The organism is Prosthecobacter sp., from assembly GCF_044378005.1.
Taxonomy (GTDB): Bacteria; Verrucomicrobiota; Verrucomicrobiia; order Verrucomicrobiales; family Verrucomicrobiaceae; genus Prosthecobacter.
In genome coordinates, this window is record NZ_JBILYB010000010.1 from 45809 (window position 1) to 67689 (window position 21881).

11 protein-coding genes and 1 tRNA gene are annotated in these 21881 nt (G+C 60.9%); 8 read left to right on the forward strand and 4 right to left on the reverse strand.

All coding sequences use genetic code 11. The annotated features are described in order from the left end of the window. Nucleotides 1–29: 29 nt before the first annotated feature. The 3 genes from AC6FTP_RS03900 to galE all read left to right on the forward strand — a co-directional run bounded on the left by AC6FTP_RS03900 (nucleotide 30) and on the right by galE (nucleotide 4497). A complete protein-coding gene (locus AC6FTP_RS03900; protein WP_497205593.1) occupies nucleotides 30–1988 on the forward strand; it encodes a maltotransferase domain-containing protein in 1959 nt (652 codons plus the stop codon). Between the two features lie 43 nt (nucleotides 1989–2031). Further along, nucleotides 2032–3384: a neutral/alkaline non-lysosomal ceramidase N-terminal domain-containing protein gene (locus tag AC6FTP_RS03905; protein ID WP_497205594.1), complete on the forward strand. Its 1353-nt coding sequence runs from the start codon at nucleotides 2032–2034 to the stop codon at nucleotides 3382–3384. A 105-nt stretch (nucleotides 3385–3489) separates the two neighbouring features. After that, nucleotides 3490–4497 (forward strand): UDP-glucose 4-epimerase GalE, encoded by a 1008-nt coding sequence (gene galE / locus AC6FTP_RS03910; protein ID WP_497205612.1) that lies wholly within the window; start codon nucleotides 3490–3492, stop codon nucleotides 4495–4497. A 12-nt stretch (nucleotides 4498–4509) separates the two neighbouring features. On the opposite strand, the gene AC6FTP_RS03915 is transcribed toward galE, so the two are convergent. Further along, nucleotides 4510–4593: transfer RNA gene (locus AC6FTP_RS03915), tRNA-Leu, on the reverse strand. 322 nt (nucleotides 4594–4915) lie between these two features. On the opposite strand from AC6FTP_RS03915, the gene AC6FTP_RS03920 reads away from it, so the two are divergent. The 4 genes from AC6FTP_RS03920 to AC6FTP_RS03935 all read left to right on the forward strand — a co-directional run bounded on the left by AC6FTP_RS03920 (nucleotide 4916) and on the right by AC6FTP_RS03935 (nucleotide 15527). Further along, nucleotides 4916–10510 carry a PQQ-dependent sugar dehydrogenase gene (locus AC6FTP_RS03920; RefSeq protein ID WP_497205595.1) on the forward strand — a complete coding sequence of 1865 codons (5595 nt, stop codon included), beginning with the start codon at nucleotides 4916–4918 and terminating at the stop codon, nucleotides 10508–10510. Between the two features lie 119 nt (nucleotides 10511–10629). Continuing rightward, nucleotides 10630–11073 (forward strand): YkgJ family cysteine cluster protein, encoded by a 444-nt coding sequence (locus tag AC6FTP_RS03925; protein ID WP_497205596.1) that lies wholly within the window; start codon nucleotides 10630–10632, stop codon nucleotides 11071–11073. A 305-nt stretch (nucleotides 11074–11378) separates the two neighbouring features. Then, a complete protein-coding gene (locus tag AC6FTP_RS03930) occupies nucleotides 11379–12908 on the forward strand; it encodes an OpgD/OpgG family glucan biosynthesis protein (RefSeq protein ID WP_497205597.1) in 1530 nt (509 codons plus the stop codon). A 45-nt stretch (nucleotides 12909–12953) separates the two neighbouring features. After that, nucleotides 12954–15527: an alkaline phosphatase D family protein gene (locus AC6FTP_RS03935; protein ID WP_497205598.1), complete on the forward strand. Its 2574-nt coding sequence runs from the start codon at nucleotides 12954–12956 to the stop codon at nucleotides 15525–15527. Between the two features lie 12 nt (nucleotides 15528–15539). Here the strand turns inward: AC6FTP_RS03935 and rbfA are convergent, their stop codons facing one another. The 3 genes from rbfA to nusA all read right to left on the reverse strand — a co-directional run bounded on the left by rbfA (nucleotide 15540) and on the right by nusA (nucleotide 19544). After that, nucleotides 15540–15926 carry a 30S ribosome-binding factor RbfA gene (rbfA, locus tag AC6FTP_RS03940; protein WP_497203327.1) on the reverse strand — a complete coding sequence of 129 codons (387 nt, stop codon included), beginning with the start codon at nucleotides 15924–15926 and terminating at the stop codon, nucleotides 15540–15542. 6 nt (nucleotides 15927–15932) lie between these two features. Continuing rightward, complete coding sequence (gene infB, locus AC6FTP_RS03945; protein WP_497205599.1) at nucleotides 15933–18206, reverse strand: translation initiation factor IF-2; 2274 nt, start codon at nucleotides 18204–18206, stop codon at nucleotides 15933–15935. An 81-nt stretch (nucleotides 18207–18287) separates the two neighbouring features. Then, complete coding sequence (gene nusA, locus AC6FTP_RS03950; RefSeq protein ID WP_497205600.1) at nucleotides 18288–19544, reverse strand: transcription termination factor NusA; 1257 nt, start codon at nucleotides 19542–19544, stop codon at nucleotides 18288–18290. A 234-nt stretch (nucleotides 19545–19778) separates the two neighbouring features. Here nusA and AC6FTP_RS03955 point away from each other — a divergent pair, with 234 nt between their 5' ends. Beyond that, complete coding sequence (locus AC6FTP_RS03955; protein ID WP_497205601.1) at nucleotides 19779–21743, forward strand: phospho-sugar mutase; 1965 nt, start codon at nucleotides 19779–19781, stop codon at nucleotides 21741–21743. Nucleotides 21744–21881: the final 138 nt, after the last annotated feature.

The window sequence follows — 21881 nt, forward strand, 5'->3', positions numbered from 1 at the left end:
TGCCTCCGCTGTATAAGCGCAGTCACGCCATGCCCGCTTCATCGCACGCCCCCACCGTCGTCATCGAGAATTTCTACCCCTGTCTTGAAGGCGGGCGGCATCCCATCAAGCGCATCACGGGCGAGCCGCTCGATGTCTGGTGCGACATCTTTATGGATGGCCACGTCGTCATGTCCGCCGTGCTCAAATGGAAGCTCACCGGCACGAAGCGCTGGTTTGAAGCCCCCATGTCCGCCACAGACAATGACCGCTGGCACGGCCAGTGCAGCTTTGAATCCATCGGCCGCTGGGAGTATGCCGTCGAAGCCTGGTCAGACACTTACAAGGGCTGGAAAAAGACCTTCGCTGTGCGTGTGCAGGCCGCAGATCCTGATGTGCCCGTAGAAGCACTGGAAGGAGCGAAGCTCCTCCGCGATGCCGCCCAACGTGCCCGTGCCGCCGGTGCGCCGGACTGCGCCACGCAGATCGAGGATGTGGCGGATCTGCTCAGCTCCCTGCCTGCGCAGGAGGTGTTGGAAGTGCTGCTCTCCGCCGAGCTTCAGGGGCTCATGGACACCTACGCCGACCGCAGCCTCTCCACGACGAGCGAGCCGCTGAAGGTCATCGTCGAGCGCGAGCGCGCCCGCTTCTCCTCGTGGTATGAATTTTTCCCCCGCAACGCCGAAGGCCGCGCCGACAAGCACAGCACCTTCCGCGACTGCCTGGCTCGCCTCGATGACGCGCAGGCGATGGGCTTCGACACCATCTACTTCCCGCCCATCCACCCCATCGGCGTCACTGCTCGCAAAGGAAAGAACAACACTCTCACCGCCTACGAAGGCGATGTCGGCAGTCCCTGGGCAATTGGCGGACCTGCAGGCGGGCATCGCGATGTGGAACCCGCGCTCGGCACGGTGGAGGACTTCGTCTGGCTCGTGGGTGAAGCGCAGAAGCGCGGCCTCGAGATCGCGCTCGACTACGCTTTGAACTGCTCGCCCGATCATCCCTATGTCAAAGCGCATCCCGATTGGTTCTACCAGCGTCCGGATGGCAGCATTCGTTACGCCGAAAATCCGCCGAAGAAGTATCAGGACATCTACCCGCTGAACTTCCACTGCGCCGACTGGAAGAACCTCTGGCGCGAGCTGATCGACGTCGTGCTCTTCTGGGCAGGCAACGGCGTGAAGATCTTCCGTGTCGATAACCCGCACACCAAGCCCGTCTCCTTCTGGGAGGAGCTCATCAGCACCGTGCAGCGCAAGCATCCCGAGGTCATTTTCCTGGCTGAAGCCTTCACGAAACCCCGGATGATGCAGGTGCTCGGCAAGGTCGGCTTCACCCAGAGCTACACCTACTTCACCTGGCGCGAGGACAAGGCCGGCCTCACCGAGTATGCCAAAGAACTCACCCAGGGCGAGATGCGCTGGTATTACCGTGGCAACTTCTGGCCAAACACGCCGGACATCCTGCCCTTCTACCTGCAAAACGCCGCGAGCAGCATCTTCCGTCTGCGCGCTGCTCTGGCCGCCACGCTCACACCGAGCTGGGGCATGTATTCGGGCTACGAACTGTGTGAAAACCAGCCGCTGCCCGGCAAAGAGGAGTACCTCGACTCCGAGAAGTTCCAGCTCCGCGACCGCGATCACAACGCGCCGGGGAACATCAAGGGCTTCATTGCACGCCTGAATCACATCCGCCGGGACAACCCCGCGCTGCACCTTTACGACAACCTCGTCTTCCACGGCTCGTCGCATGAGGAAGTCATCTGCTACAGCAAGGCCACGCCGGACAAGAGCAACCGCCTTCTCTGCGTGATCAGCCTCAACGGTCTCACCAACGTCGCCTCCACCGTGAATCTCGATCTCGCCGCGCTCGGGATTGATGTCAGCCGCCCCTATCGTGTCCACGATCTCATGCACGGCCACAGCTACGAGTGGACTGGGGCTGACAACTACGTCGAGCTGAACCCCGCCGGGACTTCGATGCATCTTTTCAAGGTGGAGCAGTGAGACACTGAGCAAGAAACCCAACGCAGTGGGCGACTCCTCGCCCATGAAACTGCTGCTGCCCTTTTGTCTCGTTCTCGCTGCACTCGCCTGTGCTGCTGACAAGCCTGCGCCTCTTTGGAAAGCCGGTGCAGCAAGCGCGAAGATCACGCCGGAGGGTTCCATGTGGATGGCGGGATATGCGGGACGCACGAAGCCTTCCGAGGGCGTGGAGTTGGATCTGTTTGCGAAGGCGCTGGTGATCGAAGACACGGCGGGTGGGAAGTTTGCCCTGATCACGATGGATCTCATCGGTGTACCGAGAAACGTGCGGCTGCATGTGGCCGAGCAGGTGCAGAAGCAGTTCGGTATCGCCCCCGAGCGACTGGCGATCAATGCGAGCCATACGCACAGCGGGCCGGAACTGAGGACGACGCGGGTTCATGGCACGGATGATCCCGCACAGCGCGAGGCTGAGGCCGGAGCTTACACGGAAAAGCTCCAGCAAACGCTCGTCGGGCTCGTGGGTGAAGCTTTGAAAAAAGCCGCGCCCGCCACGATTCACTACAGCAAGGCGCGCAGCGGCTTCGCCATGAATCGCCGGACGCCGAATGGCAGCGGCGGGTGGAATAACTTTCCCAATCCTGATGGTCCGGTGGATCACGCCGTGCCGGTGCTGAAGGTTGCCGATGCGGCGGGGAAGGAGATCGCCTTCGTCTTTGGCTATGCCTGCCACTGCACCACGCTCGGCCACCAGAAATTCAGCGGCGACTACGCAGGCTACGCGCAGCAGGCGCTGGAGTCCGCCCATCCTGGCGTCACTGCCATGTTCATGAACGGCTGCAGCGGCGACCAGAACTCGTATCCACGCCGCACGATGGAGCTGGCGCAGACGCATGGGAAAAGCCTCGCCACCTCCGTAGATGCGGCTTTGACCACCAACATGATCCCGCTCAGCGGTGGCATCCGCGCCGCCTTCCGCGAGATCCCTCTGGCCTACGACACCCTGCCCACGCGCGAGCAGCTCCTCGAAAAGCAGAAGTCCACGAATAGCCTCGATAAAGCCCATGCGGGCCGCGTTTTAGCCCGACTGAAAAGTGAGGGCAAGCTACCGCAGGACTACCCCTATCCTGTGCAGGTGCTGCGGCTCGGCGATCAGCTCACCTGGGTCACCCTCGGCGGTGAGGTTGTGGTGGATTACTCCCTGCGACTGAAGTCCGAGATCAAAGACCCGCTCGTGTGGGTCAGCGCCTACACCAATGACGTGCCCAGCTACATCCCCAGCCACCGCGTCTGGAAAGAAGGCGGCTACGAAGGCGGCGATGCGATGAAGTGGGGCACCCACCCGACACGCTGGAGCGAGAAGGTCGAGGATCACATCATCAGCACCGTTCATGAGCTGCGGAAAGGGTTGGAGTGAGGCGTGCGTTCCGGCTGTAGATGTTATCGCTGCGCGATCCCCCTCAGTTGAGGGCGAATCTGTAGTTTGCCAACCTCCACCACCCCGCGCTATCGGTACGACCACATGGCAAACACAGGCACACTTCTCGTCACAGGCGGCGCAGGTTACATCGGCTCACACACCGTCCGGCATCTGCTGGAGCTGGGAGAAAAGATAGTCGTGCTCGACAGTCTGGTCTTTGGCCATCGCGAGGCGCTGCCGCTGGATCGCGTGACCTTCGTCGAGGGCGACATGGCCGATGCCGCCCTGCTGGACCGCCTCTTCGCCGAGCACAAACCCGAGGCCGTGCTGCACTTCGCCGCCTTTGCCTATGTCGGTGAATCCGTCACCGATCCGCTGAAGTACTACCGCAACAATCTCGCAGCCCCGCTCATCCTGCTGGAGGCCATGCAGCGCCATGGCTGCAAACGGTTCATCTTTTCCTCCACCTGCGCCACGTATGGAAATCCCGTCTTCGTACCGATGAACGAAGATCATCCGCAGTCGCCCGTGAACCCTTACGGAGCCTCTAAATGGATGCTGGAGCGCGTGCTGCGCGACTGTGATCATGCCTGGGGCCTGAAGTGCGTCTTCCTCCGCTACTTCAACGCCAGCGGCTGTGACCCGAGCGGTGAGATCGGCGAAGATCACGATCCCGAGACCCATCTCATCCCGCGCATCCTCATGGCCGCCACGGGTGAGATCCCCGAGATCAGCGTCTTTGGCACCGACTACCCGACGCCCGATGGCACCTGCATCCGCGACTACATCCACGTCTGCGATCTCGCCAGTGCTCATGCCAAAGCTCTCGGCTACCTGCGTGATGGCGGCGAAACAACTCCCGTCAATCTCGGCACCGGCCGTGGTTTCAGCGTGAAGGAAATCCTGCAAACCGCCGAAGCCGTGACCGGAAAAACCATCCCCGTCACCTATGGCCCGCGTCGTGCGGGTGATCCGCCGGAACTCATCTGCGATCCTGCCAAAGCCAAAGCCGTGCTCGGCTGGGAAGCCGAATATAAGGACCCGCGCAGCCATCTGCAACATGCGTGGCAGTGGATGACCGGACCAAGGCAGGGTAGATACCCGCGCTGAGATCCACCAGAGTGCCGATGACCGGACTCGAACCGGTAAGGGATGTTATCCCAGCAGATTTTAAGTCTGCTGTGTTTACCATTTCACCACATCGGCGGTGGGTGGCTGCTGCGTTCTGCTTTTAAGACGGGCTGTGCCGGATCGCAAGCTTGGAGAAAGGATGTTCTTGGCCGAATGCGGCCGCTTTTATTCATTCATCTAGGCGACGTCAAGCATCGGGCTGGCATCCTCTGCACCCCGCCCAAACCTTGGGGTGGCTGATTCGGCTCTTGCTTCAAAGTTAGACAGTCTTCAGTCTTCTCACAAAAAATCACCAACCATGTCCCCTAGCCTATGGCTTTCAGATCGCCTGGGAGGCCGCCTCCCCTCTAGGCATGTTATTTTCAGGTTCATTCTGAAATGCCTGTCTGCCAGCCTTGTGCTCGTTGCGCTGTTCGCCAGCACCGCCCTCGCAGGCCTGCTGCCACCGACCTCACCCTACGTGGTCACCAACGGCGTCGTCACGGGCGAGGCGGAGAATTACCACGCGAAAGCGGCGGGAAACGGCGATGAATGGCTCGAAGCGCCGACGAATGCGGTCGTGCCGGGTGGCGTGACGTTTGAAAATGCCAGCGGTGGGCTCTTCATGCAGGCGCAGCCGGACAACGGGCCGGGTTCGGTGCCTTTCAGCGGCGCGGGCAGCGGGCCGAGCATCGACTACTACGTGCAGTTCACCGTGCCGGGCACTTACCGCATTTATTTGCGCTGGGACGGCCACGACGTTTCGTCGGACTCGATCTATGCGGGCATCGCCACGGACGCAGCGTTCACCAGCATTTTGGACTGGTTTGAGGACTACAATCACACCACCTCCGACTTCGGCCAGCAGGGCTGGGATGGCAGTGGTCAGTCGCAGGTGAATGTGGCCGCTCCGGCACAGAATGCGATGACCGTCACGATCCCCGCCAGCGGCACCTACACTCTGCGGGTCGTGGCTCGCGAAGACGGTGTGGCGTTGGACCGCTTCCGCATTCAGCTCGATTCGATGCCTGATCCGAACCCCGTGGCCGCTCTCGGACAAAACATCCTCATCGGCAGCGACACCTTCACTTACGCGAATGGCAGCATCGCAGGTCGGAACGGCGGCACGAACTGGGATTTCGACAATCAGGACGGCGACGGCTTCGTCGGCCTGCGTCGCGAAGGCAGCTCGACCTGGGACAATGTGTTTGGCACCGCCAGCATCGCTACGAACAAACTCACCACGATGGATTCCGCCGCAAAACGCGAGTTTGGCTTCCCAAATGAAGGCGATGGCGCGGTGAGTGAGACGGGCGGCATCCGCTACAAGCAGGTTTATTACCGGGTGAAGATGACGCGGGCCGCCGGGGCCACTTGGGGAGGCGTGAGCATGTATGACTTCGCCAACGAGCGCATTTTCTTCGGCGTGGATTTCAATCCGCCTGTCGTCGGCGGTCAGCGGCACTTTGCCATCGGCCAAGGCGGTGTGACTTACACCAGCGTACCCGCCTTGGATGCCACGGAGTACACGATCGTCACCAAAATCGACTACGCGAACGACAAGCTCAGCCTCTGGGTAAATCCTGACCTCACGCAGCCTGAGGGCGCACCGGACGCCACGCGTCCTTGGCAGAGTGACAACTGGAACACCGCCATCCGCCTCGGCAGCGGCGGCACCAGTGCCACGACCTGGGATGATGTGGCCGTCGGCACCGGCTGGGAGGCCATCCAGCGTGCCTATCCGCAAAGCACCGCCGTGAGCGGCGCGGATGTCATCATCGCCCGCGAGGACTTCGATTACGCCAACGGCAACATCCTCGGTAGCGACAGCGGCTTCGGCTGGGATTTCGACAACAGCACCACGAACGACGCCTTCATCGGTCGCACGCAGCTCGCCAGCAACTGGGACAACGTCGAAGGCTGGCCCTACATCTTTTCGAAGCGACTCACGACCTGGAACAGCAGCGCGAAACGCGAATACGAGACGCCAGAGGCCGATGGCACCTTCAGCGCCACCTCCAACTACAAGGTCGTCTATTACCGCTTCGAAATGCAGCGCAGCGCCGACAACGTCTCGTGGAGCGGCTTGAGCCTCTACGACGGCAACAACGAGCGGCTGATGTTCGGCGTGCCCTTCGCCCTAAATCCCGCCAGCAGCCGTCGCGAGCTTGGCATTCACAACCTCGGTGCCAATCAGTGGAACTACACCGGCCTGGAGCCTGTGGCCGGTTTGAAATACCAAATCATCGCCAAAGTCGATTACACGACCGGTTTTGCTTCGCTGTATGTGAATCCGAGCCTCACGGGCGGCGAACCCGGCTCGCCGAATGCCACCATCGCCTTCACCAACGCACACTCGGCACTCCGCTTCGGCTCCGGTGGCGATTCGCCGACGTATTGGGACAAGCTCACCGTCGCCACGAGCTGGAGCGCAGTCACGAGTGTGTCCTATCCAGCCACCACGCCAGCTAGCGGCAACGATCTCGTCATCGGCACCGATACGTTCACGTATGCTGACGGCCCGGTGGCGCTGCGCCAAGGCGGCGAGCACTGGGATTTCCAAAACACCTTTGGCCCGCTCTACACGAATGATCTATCGGCTTGGAGCCATGAGTTCAATTCGCCCTACATCGCCACTGGCAAACTACGCACCTGGAATGCGGGCGCGATGCGTACCTTCAACGGCATAGAGGCCGATGGTGCGATCAATGACGCCGACACCTCCGCCGCGAAGGCCGTCTATGTGCGCTACGAGATGCAGCGTGACGCGGGCGTGAGCTGGGGCGGCATGAGCCTCTATGATTTTGGCACGGAGCGCTTCCTCTTTGGCGTGCCCTTTGCCACGAATCCGACCAGCGGCGTACGGGAGTTCGCGATTCATGATCTCGCCAGTGGCCACACCTACTCCGGCATCGTGCCCGTCGCGGGCACGAACTACACCATCGTCGCCAAGCTCGACTTCGTGGCGAACAAACTCGTGCTTTGGGTGAACCCCGACCTCACGCAGCCGGAAAGCGCTAACACCATCGCCGCTGAGCGTGCCTACACCGGCAACAACTGGATCACCGCCGTGCGTCTCGCCTCCAGCGCTGATGGCGACACGCAGTGGGACAACCTCGCCGCCACCACGAGCTGGCGTGCGCTTCAAAGCGCTCTCGGCGCTCCCACCGCTTTCCCAGATGCCATCACCATGCGCCACACGAAAAAAGCGCTGCTCGATGTGCGCAAAAACGACGCCGGTGTCGGCAGCGTGGTCATCGTGACGCCGCCGAGCAGTGGCACAGCTAGCGTGGACAGCAGCGGTCGTATTCTTTACACGCACACCACAGGCACACCGGCGAGCGATTCGCTCACTTACAAACTCGTCGGAACGAATGGCGAGTCAGCGCCGGTCACGGTGACTTACACCTTCACTTCCGCCCTTCGCATCGCGAATGAAACGAGCACCGTGCCGCTGCTGCCGCCCACGACTGGCCTTGCGGTGGTCGATTCGACACCGGGGCTGAATTTCACCGCGCCGAGCTGCATGACGCATGTGCCCGGCAATCCGAACAAGGTGCTCGTCGGCGAGCGCAACGGCAAAATCTGGCTCATCAACGACATCCACAGCGCCACGCCAGTGAAGACGCTCTTCCTTGATGTGGCCGTCGTGGTGAATCCGCGACCCACCGAGGACTTCGAGGACGATGGCAATGAACTCGGCCTGAAAGGCTTGGCTCTTCATCCGCAGTTCTCCTCCAACCGACAGATCTTCGTCACTTACAACTTCCTCATCAGCGGCGCGAAATATGCCCGCGTGAGCCGTTTCCTCGCTGTGAATGGCAATCTCGATCTCGGCGATACCGCCAGCGAGCAGCCCTTCATCACGCAGGCGAATCCGTCGAGCATTCACAACATCGACAGCATTCGTTTTGGTCCCGAGGGCTATCTCTACTGGTCCGCGGGCGATGCCGGCGGCCTCAATGACGGCAACAACAATGCCCAGCGCATCGACAAGGACTTCTGGGGCGGCATCTTCCGCATCGACGTGGATCGCCTGCCCGCGAACCTGGAGCCGAATACGCACGCGAGCATCGTTCCGAACCCGGCGGACTCGAACAAGGCCTTCTACAAAGTGCCTGCGAATAATCCCTTCGTCGGCGCGACGACCTTCAACGGCCTCGCTTTGACCGGCACGCTACGCACCGAGATCTATGCCATCGGCATGCGCAACACCTGGCAGTTCAACTGGGACTCGCAAACCGGTGAGATGTGGGCTGGCGAGGTCGGCCTCGATTCTTGGGAAGAGGTGAATGTCATCGTTCCCGGTGGCAACTACGGCTGGAGCTATCTCGAGGCCGCCGCTGCAGGCCCCAAAACGAGCCCGCCGCCTGGCTTCACCCCGATCGCACCGTTGTGGAGCTACTTCCACGGCGGCGGTGCTCTCGAAGGCCGAAGTGTCACCGGCGGCTTCGTGTATCGCGGCTCCAAATATCCGGCGCTGGCCGGGAAGTACATCTTTGGCGACTTCGTCAGCGGTCACATCTGGTCCTTGCAGCGCAATGGCGCGAATCCGCCCACCGTCGAGCGCATCACGGGCGAAGCGGGCGTCGTGGCTTTCATGCTCGATCCCGATCCGGCGAATGGCGATATTTTGATGCTCGACTACGGCGACGGCAAAGTGCGTCGTCTCGTGTCGCAGACCGTCGATACGACTTTCCCGGCCAAACTGAGCGAAACCGGCCTTTTTGCCGATTTGAGCGATTTGAGCTTCAATCCCGGCATCGAGCGCTACGACATCAATCTGCCGTTTTGGAGCGATTACGCGATCAAGAGCCGCTGGTTCATGCTGCCGAACGGTTCCGACACCTTTGGCTTTGTGCAGGATGGCAACTGGAGCCTGCCGAGCGGTGCGTTGTTCATCAAACACTTCGACTACGAGATGACGCGTGGCAATCCGGCGACGAAAAAGCGCCTGGAGACACGTCTGCTCATGATCAACGCTACTGGAAGCTATGGCGTCAGCTATCGCTGGAATGAAACCGGCACGGAAGCCTTCCTCGTGGCCGATGGTGGCGAGGACTTCGACATGAACGTCGTCATCAGCGGCACCCCGACGAACGTGCATTGGCGCATCCCCAGCCGCAGCGAGTGCCTCGCCTGCCACACCCCGCAGGGTGGTCACGGTTTGAGCTTTGAAACGCGACAGCTCAACCGCACCGGCACGCTCGGCGGTCAAAGCGGCAACTTCCTCGAACTCCTCGCCAACGCCGGTTACTTCAGCAATGCGCCCACGCAGTTCAACACCCTGCCGAAATTCCACACACCCACCGACACCAGCGCCACGCTCGAAACACGCGCACGGAGCTGGCTCGCCGTGAACTGCTCGTATTGCCATCAAGCCGGTGGCACAGGCATCGGAGCCTTCGACATGCGCCCCGAGCTGTCTTTGACGCAGAGCACCATGATCGACGCCCACGTCGGCAATGTGCAGGCCGGGGATCACAAAGCCCTTGTGCGCGGCTTCAACGACAAATCCGTCATCTGGAATCGTCTCAGCGCCAGTGGCGGCTACACCCGCATGCCCCCGCTCGCCACCGCCGTCATCGACCCCGAAGGCACGCAAGTCGTGCTCGACTGGATCAACAGCATGGCCAGCCGTCAGACCTACGCTGAATGGCGGCTCACCCAGTTCGGCAGTTCCACCAGCCCCGCGGGTGATCCGAACAACGACGCCGATGGCGATGGCGTGAGCAACGAAGACGAGTTCATGGCCCTTACCGATCCTGATGATGCCGCCTCCATTCTTCGCCCAGGCATCTCCGTCTCCTCCGGCAATGTCGCCGTCCAGTTCCCGAATCTGCAAGGTCGTCGCGTCCAGGTGCAAACGACCACCGACTTCACGAGTTGGTCCCTCTGGAACGTCCCTGGCAACGATGGCAGCCCCGCCGCTCCCGTGAACCCGACTCGTCAATTCGTTGTCCCGCTCGACGGCCAGCGCCGCTTCTTCCGCCTCTCGGTCGAGGAGCAGTGACGTAGAACGACTTTCCAAGTCGTAAGCTGGTGCCCCGAGTTTCCAACTCGAGTATCAATGGCATCTCAAGCTGCGCCCGTCCTTGCGCCCCCTCACGTCCGATGGAAAGCAGAAGTCGCATGGGTTCCCGCCAACGAAAAACCAACTCTAGCCGCCCAGATGAACGGGAGGAGATCCGCAGCATCTATGCAGATCTGGCTTCGCGTGCTCTGCCGAGAGACTGCGAAGTGCGCAAGCACTGCTGCCATTTCCGCCTCAGTGGTCACACACCGATGCTCACCCTGGGCGAGGCGCTCTTTGCCGCCCGTGGCGTGCGCGCCAGTGGCCGCACCAAACTGAAACCACATCCCGATGGAGCCTGCCCCCTGCTTGGCTCCGATGGGCGCTGCACGATTTATGAGCATCGTCCCTTCGGCTGCCGCACTCACTTTTGCCAGGCCGCAGGCGGCATGTATCCCCGCAAGCACGTGGCCGACCTCATCCAACGGCTGGAGGCCCTCGACGAAAAGCTCGGCGGCGAAGGTGGTCGTCCGCTGGTGAGCATCCTGCCTGAGGTTCTCTGAGCAGCAGGACTTGGCCCATGAGTCCAACCACAGAGAACACGGTGCTTTTCCCGTCAGGTTGACGACCTTTCACTCGCTCCGTAGATGGCGAGTGAACTACACCTCACCGCTGTGTCAGGCGTCCACTACTCCCGTGAATCCTCCGCCAAAGCGATGACCAGATCGCCTGTGAAAATGAGGTCTTCTGCGAGGAAGTCGGGCGTCCTGCTTTCTGCCGACATCATTCCCCGCAGATCATCGCCGTGCGGGTTGACTGTCCGGGGGGAGGGCGCATTCTAGGCCGCTCCCGAATCTCCCTCTCCCGCATGATCTCTCCCCGTTCCGCGTCCCTCGTTTTGTGTCTGTCTGCCTTCTGGCAGATCAACTCCATCGCCCAGGAGATCACACCGGAACAGGTCACGGACTTCGCCTCGCTGGAAAAGCTGGCCGCACAGCTCGCGCTCAAGCCGTATGTGGCCCCCAGCCAGAAGCTCGATCCCTTCTTCGAGGGCCTGAAATACGATGGTCACCGCAAGATCCGCTTCTTGCGAGACAAGGCGCTCTTTGCCGACGCGGGTGATGTCTATCGCGTCGAGTTCTTCCACCCAGGCTGGATGTTTAAGAAGCCGGTTCATTTCTTCGCCACAGGTGCAGACAAAGCCAAGGGGGTGCCTTTCGATCAAAAATTCTTCGACTACGACGACCTCAAGCTGCCGGAGAAATTCACGCCGCCCGCCGGTTACGCCGGCTTCCGAGTGCTCGCTCCCGACTCGATGATGAAGAAGCCCTTCGAGTTCATGGTCTTCATGGGCGCGAGCTACTACCGTGCTGTCACCACCGAGCTCGGTTACGGCATCAGCGCACGTGGCGTGGCGGTGAATACCATCGGCGGCAAGCCCGAAGAGTTCCCCGACTTCACGCACTTCTGGTTCGCGCCGCCAAAGCCGGGCGACAAATTCTTCAAGGTTCTGGCTCTGCTCAACGGCCCCAGCATCACGGGTGCGTATCAGTTTGATGTCATGCCAGGCAAGACCACGGAGACGCTGGTCAAAGCCACCCTCCATCTCCGCCAAAAGGTCGAAATGCTCGGCATCGCACCTTTCTCCAGCATGTATTGGTTTGGCGAAAACAGCCACCCGAAGCCCTACGACTTCCGCCCCGAGGTGCATGACAGCGACGGTTTGCAGATCGAGATCGAAGGCGGCCCCTCCATCTGGCGTCCGCTCGATGTCAGCCGCGACCTGCGCCTGAGCATCCTTGAAACCGACAAGCTCAAGGGCTTCGGACTCGCTGAGCGTGATCGCGACTTCAATAACTTCCAGGATCTCGAAGCCGTCTATCATCGCCGACCCGCCGTGTGGGTGGAGCCGCGCACCGGCTTTGGCAAAGGCAGCGTCGTCCTCGTCGAACTCTCCACGGGTGAGGAGACCTGGGACAATATCGTCGCCATGTGGAAGCCTGCCGTGCTGCCCGCCACGCCGCAGGAGCCGCTGAAGTTTGAGTACCGCCTCGCTTGGCTGGAGGAGCACCTGCCAGGCCTGCTCGGCAAGGTCATCTCCACCCGCCGCGGCTTCGTGATGGATAGCGACGACCACCTCTACGTCGTCGATTTCACCAAGGGTGCTCTCGCTCCTGACAAGCCACAAGACTGGGTGCCTGACATCGACGTCACCATCAGCAACGGCGACGCCAAGGTGCTCGACAAGCGCGTCATGTACAGCCACGAAACCAAAGGCTGGCGTGCCTTCTTCAAGATCGATGTGCCGCCCGCGACGAACCTCGTCGAGATGACCTGCGACCTCAAAGACGGCGACAAAGCCATCTCCGAGCGCTGGATGTATCAGTGGCGGCGGTAAGCAAAGTGCAAGACGCGCGTGCGCGCCGCTGTTGAATGGCGCACCATGCCGACCTCACGCCGCCAGTTCATCGCCGAGTCCACCGCGCTCGCCGCTGTCTCCCTGCTGCCCACTTCCGCCTCCGCTTTATCCGCGCCAGCGCACTTTATCAGCCCGTGGAAGAACGACCTCGACCGAGTCTGGCTCGGCGAGCAGCTCTGGGCCAATCCGATGCAGGACTGGCAGGTGCGTGAAGGCCGCGCGGAGTGCATCGCCGCCAAACCGAACCGCAATGTGCATGTGCTGACCTGTGAGCTGGCGGACCGGAAGGGCGACCTCCAGATGAGCGTCACGCTCGGACGAATCGGTGGTGGCAGTCTCGCAGGCGATGGGAAAGGCAGCGCGGGCTTCAAGATCGGCATCCTCGGCACGCTGCGGGACTACCCAAAGCTCCGCGACTACCGGAACAACCTCGCCTTTTCCTCCGGCTGGGATGTCGGCATCACCGCCACAGGCGGGCTTTTCTTTGGCGATGCACGCCAGCCTCTATCTCAGGTCGAGTTGGGTTCGGTGGAGAGCGTGAAACTGAACCTCGCTGCCTACGAAAAGGGCAACGCTTATGTTTTGAAGCTCATCGTGCTGGATGCAAAAGACGGCCGCGTGCTCGGCGAACTCACCAAGGAGGACCTGCGCCCCAATCAACTCATCGGCAACCTCGCCATCGGCTGCAATTTTGGCCCAGAAGGTCCACGTGCAGGAGCGAAAAAGAAAAAGGCCGAGCCTGGCCAGGATGTGGGCAACGGCCTGTTCTGGTTCAGCGACTGGACGATCAGCGGCAGCAAGGTCGCCGTGGATGAAACGCATCGTTTTGGCCCGCTGCTCTTCAATCACTACACCCTCAGTGGCAGCATCATGAAGATGACCGTGCAGATGCCACCACTCGGGGCCGATGACACCCGTGAAGTGCGCTTTGAGATCGAAGATGGCGATGCCTGGAAAGTCATCTCCACCGCCCAAATCCATGCGCAGGCACGCACCGCCAACTTCCGCATCACCGACTGGGATACGAGTCAGGACATCCCTTACCGCCTCAGCTATGTGATGAAGACTCGCGACGGTAATCACACGCATCATCTGACCGGCACCATCCGCCGCGATCCCGCCGCGCTGGATCACTTCAGCGTCGCCGACATCTCCTGCAACATCCACACCGCCTTCCCGAATGCGCCTTACGTTGCCGCTGTGGCGAAACTAAACCCCGACATGATGGCCTTCGTTGGCGATCAGTTTTACGAAAGCACCGCTGGTTATGGCGTGCAGCGTGATCCTCTGGAGCCCGCCATCATCGACTACCTGCGGAAGTGGTATTTCCACGGCTGGACCTGGCGTGATCTCACGAAGGATCGCCCGAGTGTCTCGCTGCCGGATGATCACGATGTTTATCAAGGCAACCTTTGGGGCGTTGGTGGCGAACCACAAACCAAGAGTCAGGAATCCGGCGGCTACCAGATGATGGCAGACTGGGTGAACGTGGTGCATCGCACGCAGACCGCGCATCACCCCGACGCCTATGATTCGAAACCCTGCAAGCAAGGCATCATCAACTACTACGGCTCGATGACCTATGGCGGCATCAGCTTTGCCATCCTGGCGGATCGTCAGTTCAAATCCGCGCCCGAAGGCAATGTGCCGCCCACCGATGAGCGTCCCGATCACATGATCAATCCCGACGCCGACCCGAAGCTCTCGGACATCGAAGGGCTCGAACTCCTCGGCGGCAAGCAAATGGAGTTCCTGGAGCGCTGGGTGCGTGACTGGCAGGGTGCCAAGATGAAGGCCGTGATCTCCCAGACCATTTTCACCGGCATGGCGACGACTCACGGCGGCGAGCGGCAAGTGCTGCGCATGGACTATGATCAGAACGGCTGGCCGCAAAAGGCCCGCAATGCTGCGCTTCGTGTCATTCGCAAAGCCCACGCCTTCCACCTCGCCGGAGATCAGCATCTGCCTGCCGTCGTGCATTATGGCATCGATGAGCCCCGCGATGCCGGCGTGGCTTTTGCCGGACCTGCGGTGAATGTCGGCTATCCGCGCTGGTGGGAGCCGACGGAGAAGGTCAACAATCTCAAGCCCGGCCAAGGACTCACCGGCGACTTCACCGACCACTTCGGCCATCCGATGAACGTGCTCGCCGTGAAAAACGGTTCTCATCAACCGCGCAAGGAAACCATGGAAAACATGACCGACAAAGCCTCCGGTTTCGGCATGGTCCGCTTTGATAAAAAGCAGCGCACCATCACCTGCGAATGCTGGCCCTTCGACAGCATCGGAGCCGAGCAATTCCCCACCTGGCCCGTCATCTCCACCGAGCGCGATCAGTATGGCCGCAGTGCCAAAGCTCACCTACCGACTTTGAAGATCGCCGACAGCGAAAGCGCCGTCGTGGAGGTCATCGACGCCAAGTCTGGCGAACTCATCTATTCTCTGCGCCTGAACAGCGCCGAATGGCAGCCCCACGTCTTCGCCGAAGGTGACTACAACCTGCGAATCACCGAGCCCGAAGCAGGTGCCGTAAAAGAACTCACCGGTCTGCGTGCCACAGCGGAAAACAAAGAGGTCATCGAACTGAAGCTCGGCTGATGCCGAACCCGCTCACTTCTTGAAGTGATCCACCGGCGCGGCCTCGGGATCGAGGTCGGGCAGGGGTGGCGGCAGATTGTCGATGGCGTTGATGAGGCCGACGGCGCGCTCGATGGTTTTATCCAGGCGGAACAAGAGCTGGGGGCTGTGCTTCATCTTCACGCGCTTGTAGAGTTCGCGCTGGATGTTGCCGCGCTCTTTGTTGAGCTTTTCGATGATGGCCGCCTCGTCTTTCGCCTTGCCGAGGACACCAACCCAGACGGATGCCTGACGCAGGTCCGGCGCGGTGACGACTTCATGGATGGTGAGCACGACGCCGTCAAACCGGTAACCGCGCTCCAGCACCGTGCTGAGCTCGCGCTTCATCAGTTCATTCACTCTTGGGATGCGCTGGGACATGATGTCTTAGAGGGCCTGGGCGATTTTCTCGAGTTCGTAACACTCGATGACGTCACCTTCTTCGTAGTCGCTGAAGCCATGGAGCTTGATACCGCACTCGAGGCCGTTGCGGACTTCGGGGACTTCGTCCTGGAAGCGGCGCAGAGTCTCAATACCGCCGTCATAAACAGCCTGACCACCACGCAGCACGCGGGCGCGCTGCTTGCGGTCGATACGGCCATCAGTGACCTGGGAACCGCCGACGTAGCCTTTCTGCACCTTGAAGACCTGCTTCACCTTGGCGTGTCCGATGACCTTCTCACGGGTGAGCGGATCGAGCATGCCAGTCATGGCTTCCTTGGCCTGATCGATGAGTTCGTAGATGATGGAGTAGAGCTTGACCTGCACCCCCTCACGCTTGGCGGCAGTGAGAGCTTTGTTCTCGACCTTGGTGTTGAAGCCGATGATGATGGCGTCTGAACCGGAGGCGAGGAGCACGTCGGATTCGTTCACCGGACCCACATCGCTGTGAAGAATGCGGAGATTGATTTTGTCGCTCTCGATGTCGTTGAGACATTTGGTGATGGCTTCGAGAGAGCCTTGAACGTCGGTCTTGAGGACGACCTTGAAGACCTTCTTCTGACCTTCTTCGATGTTGGCGAAGAGATCTTCCATCGTGGCACGACGGCGGGTGACGAGCTTCTTCTGGCGCAGCTCTTCGAGACGTTCCTCGCTGAGTTTTTTCACCACTCGCTCGCTTTCCATGACGACGACTTCATCGCCGACATGTGGCATGTCGCTGAAGCCGACGAGTTCGACCGGCATGCCTGGAAGCACAGCTTTGATGGCCTCGCCTCGGTCATTCATGAGTGCCTTGGTCTTGCCCCAATGCGGGCCGCAGATGAAGGCCTGGCCGACACGGAGCGTGCCCTGACGGACAATGACCGTCGCTACCGGACCACGACCTGCGACCATGCTGGACTCGATGACGGTGGCGCGTGCCGGGGCTTTGGGATCGGCTTTGAGTTCGAGCACTTCGGCCTGGAGGGCCATGGTTTCGAGCAGGTTGTCGATGCCGAGTCCCGTCTTCGCGGAAACTTCCATGCACTCGATGTCACCACCCCAGTCCACAGGTGCGAGCCCCATGTCCTGAAGCTGTGATTTGACGCGCAGGATGTTGGCGGCAGGGAGATCGCATTTGTTGATGGCGATCATGAGCTGCACATCAGCGGCTTTGGCGTGATTGAGCGCCTCACGTGTCTGCGGCATGATGCCGTCGTCGGCAGCGATGATGAGGACGACGATGTCCGTCACGTTGGCACCGCGAGCACGCATGGCGGAGAAAGCGGCGTGACCAGGGGTGTCGATAAAGGTAATGGGCTTGCCGTCATGGAAGACGCTGTAAGCACCGATGTGCTGGGTGATGCCCCCAGCCTCACCTGAAGTGATTTGGGTTTTGCGAATGGCATCCAGAAGGGACGTTTTGCCGTGATCGACGTGCCCCATGAAGGTGATGATGGGCGCACGGAGTTCGAGTTTCTCCTCTTCGACCTCTTCGACGACCTGGGCGACGGGCTCGACGATGACTTCCTCGATCTTGTGAACACCACCGCCCTTTTCACGCTTCTCGCGCTCGAGCCTGAATCCGTGCTTTTCACAAATCTTTTCGGCGACTTCAAGCTCGATGGCCTTGTCGGCATTGGCGACGAAGACTTTCAGATTGATCAGATCGGCGATGATCTTGAAGGGGCGGAGGCCCATCTTTTCGGCCAGATCTTTGACGATGATCGGCGGCTTCAGATGGATGATCTTTTCGCCTGCTTCATTGATCTCGAACTCGGGCTCGGTTGGCTCGGCAGGCTTTGGGGGTGCAACGACAGCCGGAACTGGCACTGGCCCGGTGGCTGCGGGACCCGGCTCACGAAGCATGGAGATGGGTCTCAGGCCCGAAGGCGTGGTTGTATCCGCTGGGCGGACGCGTTTGACCTTGGGTTTTTCGTCCTCTTCAAAGAGGTTCAATGCCTCGCGCTTAGCATCATCGAGCGTTCTCTTCGGTGGCTCGGGCTCTGGCTCTGGCTTTGCCACCACTTTCACCGGCTTGACTCCGATGTGAGGCAAAGTGCCTGCACTCGTGTCCTTGCGTGGTGCTGTTTTTCCTTTGGGTTTCTCCTCTTCGATCAGCGAGAGCACCTCCTTTTTCTTTGCCGTCTTCTTGGCAGGGGCGCTCTCCAGCACTACCTCGTCAGCGATGCTGTCGGGAGTGTCTTGGCTGGGTTTCGATGAGGAGGAACGGGGAGGCATGTGGAAGTATAAGCGTCGTGCGAGCGGCTGGTGGGGCGGTCGGGGAGGCGGGGTGAAGGATGGAGGCGGAGAGGCTCATGGCTACTCTCCAGATGGGTTGTAAGATTGAATGCGTTCGTAAACCTGCTTCGCGAGCAGATCATCACCGGCGAGGGCGTCACTGACATCTTCCAGCTCGACCTGACGGAGAAGCTTGAGGTCACCCATGCCACCAAGGACGAGTTTGCGGGCGGTTTCGAGATTGATGCCGAGGGCTTTTTCGAGGTCCTGGGCAGCGGTGTCCATCTGGCCTTCGAAGACCTCTTCGGCGTGCTCGTCACGCTCGATCTGGAGCTCCAAACCGACGAGGCGGGAGGTGAGACGGGCGTTCTGACCACGGCGTCCGATGGCCTTGGACAGCTCATCCTCACGCACGGTGAGGCGGGCAGTCTTTTTGTCCGGCGTGAGCTGGATGCTCAGCACCTTGACGGGCTTGAGTGCTTCTTTGATGAACTCGACCGGGTCGGCGTACCAGCGGATGATATCCACCTTCTCGTTGTTCAGTTCGCGGACGATGTTTTTGACGCGGTTGCCCTTCAGGCCCACGCAAGCACCGACGGGATCGACCTTCGTATCAGCACTGTTCACGGCCACCTTGGTTCGGTAGCCAGGTTCGCGAGCGATGCTGGAGATCTCGACGGTGTGGTCTCCGATTTCGGCCACTTCAAATTCGAAGAGGCGGCGGACGAAGTTCACATGCGCGCGGCTGAGCACGATCTCAGGGCCACGGACGCCCTCTTTCTCCACGGCTTTCACATAGAAGCGCATGCGGTCGCCGATCGTGTATTCCTCGGTCGGCACACGTTCCTTATTTGGCATGACGCCTTCAAATTTGCCGAGATCCACGATCACGTCGCTCTTGTCGAAGCGGCGAATGGTGCCGTTTACGACGTCGCCGGTACGGTCCTTGAACTCGTCATACAGATTTTCCTTCTCGGCCATGCGGACGCGCTGCATCATGGTCTGCTTCGCGGTCTGGGCGGCGATGCGGCCCATGTTTTTGGGAGTGACCTCGATGTCGATCTCGTCGCCGGGCTGCGCGTCCTTTTTCAGGATGAGGGCCTTTTTCATAGGCAGCTCTTCCCAAGGATTTTTGACTTCCTCGACAGCGATCAGTTTGGCAAAGGCACGAATCGTACCCTTCTCAGGATCAATGGCGATGCGCAGTTCTCGGGCGGGGCCGATGCTCTTTTTCGAAGCAGCAAGAAGTGCCAGGGAGAGAACCTCGACCATTCGGTCGCGGTCGATGCCCTTTTCCTTCTCGTAGTAATCGAATAGTGCTTTGAGTTCGCTGGTCATAAAAAATCGTTCCATCCCCAGACAAAAAGAGAGCGGGGCGCACCCCACTCTCACTCAAATTACAAACGCTGTCCGGGACAAGGAGCGCGACTGTAGTACAGAGCGTTGATTCGGCAAGCTGAAATTCAGGCGCTTCACTAAGACCGATTCCGGGGGGGAGCCCCCGTTTTAGATCCCCTCCAAACGAGGGAGAAGATTGCCAATCTGCCAGCCCCCGCTATTCTCGACACCCTCATGTCCCTCGAAGCCACCCTCAAGTCCGCCACTGACGCCGGTCAGCTCCTCGCCTCCAGCCACGAAAACATCCTGGCCCTGCTCGCTGCCAGCCCGAACCCCGTCTATCGCGCCAGCATCGAGGAACTCGCCTCCGCCGGCCAGTGGGCTGAGTTGAATGACCGCTTCTACCAGGCCCTCAAATTCGGCACCGGCGGCCTCCGCGGACGCACCGTCGGTAAAATCGTCACCGCCGCCGAGCGCGGCACCGCCGCTGCCGATCAGCGCCCCGAGCACCCCTGCGTCGGCACGAACGCCATGAACTACTACAACGTCGGCCGCGCCACCCGCGGCCTCGTCACCTATGCCAAGGCCTACCGCGCCGCCGCCGGCCTCGGTGGCAAACCCAGCATCGTCTTCGCCCACGACACCCGCCACTTCTCCGCCGAGTTCGCCCAGCGCTGCGCCCACATCGCCACCGAAAACGGCGCCGACGTCTATCTCTTCGACGACTGCCGCGCCACCCCCGAAATGTCCTTCGCCGTCCGCCAGCTCCGCGCAGACGCCGGCGTCATGCTCACCGCCAGCCACAACCCCGCCCACGACAACGGCTTCAAAGTCAACTTCAGCGACGGCGCAGGCATCGTCGAGCCCCACGCCACCGGCATCATCAAAGAAGTCAACGCCCTCAAAGACGAAGCCTACTCCCCCCTCCCCGCCGCCGACCAGGGCCAGATCACCATTCTCGGAGCCGACATGGACGCCCTCTACCTCGCCCGCGTCGAGACCATGATGCTCCAGCCCGAATTGCTGAAGGGCGACAAAGCCAAGAACCTCAAAATCGTCTTCACCGCCCTCCACGGCACCGGCGGCGTCCTCGTCCCCGTCCTCCTGAAAAAACTCGGCTTCAACTTCCTCACCGTCCCCGAGCAAGACATCCGCGACGGCCGCTTCCCCACCGTCAAATCCCCCAACCCCGAGAACGCACCCGCCCTCAAAATGGCCGTCGATCTCGCCAACAAAGAAGGCGCCGACATCGTCATCGGCACCGACCCCGACTGCGACCGCATGGGCGTCGGCGTCCGCAATGACCAGGGCGAAATGCAGCTCCTCACCGGCAACCAGACCGGCGCACTCATGGGTTGGTATCGCCTCAAGACCATGTTCGACCTCGGCATCCTCAATGCCGACAACAAAAAGAACGCCGTCTTCCTCAAGACCTTCGTCACCAGCCCCATGCAGGACACCATCGCCGCCAAATTCGGCGTCCAGTGCGTCAACACCCTCACCGGCTTCAAATGGATCAGCTCCAAGCTCGCCAAATACGAAGCCGCCCTCCCCTGCGAAATCCTCGCCACCTACCGCGACCTCCCCGCTGCCGACTCCCGCGCCGCACGCCTCGCCCATAGCAAATTCCTCGTCTTCGGCGGCGAAGAAAGCTACGGCTACATGGGCGACGACTTCAGCCGTGACAAAGACGGCAACGGCGCCGTCGTCATGTTCGCCGAACTCGCCGCCTACGCCGCCAGCCGCGACCTCACCATCACCGGCCTCCTCGACGAAATCTACAGCGACGTCGGCTACTTCCTCGAAGTCAACCAAAGCAAAACCTTCGAAGGCGCCAGCGGAGCCGCCCAGATCGCCAAACTCGCCGACAGCTACGGCTCCAATCCCCCCACCAGCGTCGATGGCAGCCCCGTCACCGCCGTGCGCGACTTCCGCAAGCCCGGCATCCTCGACGAAGAAGGCGAACCCGTCTCCACCGAGAAAATGCTCTTCGTCGATCTCGCCGACGGCCGCAGCTTCGCCGTCCGCCCCTCCGGCACCGAGCCCAAAATCAAATACTACATGTTCGCACGCCAGGTCCCCCCAGCCGGGCAAAGCCTCAGCAAAGCCGAACTCGCCTCTGCCAAAACCAAAGTCAGCGCCTCCCTCGAAAGCCTCTGGGCATTCCTTGAAAAAGACATCGATGCGCGGCTGGCCTGATCGAACATCGCGGCAGCGTCTTGGAGTGCGGTGGCCGTGACACCGCTTTCCGGAGTCTCCCGACTTCCGCTCGCCAACCATGCCGACGAAAGCGGTCTGGCGCTTCGCTTCCCACAGCACTCCAAAATGCTGGCGCGC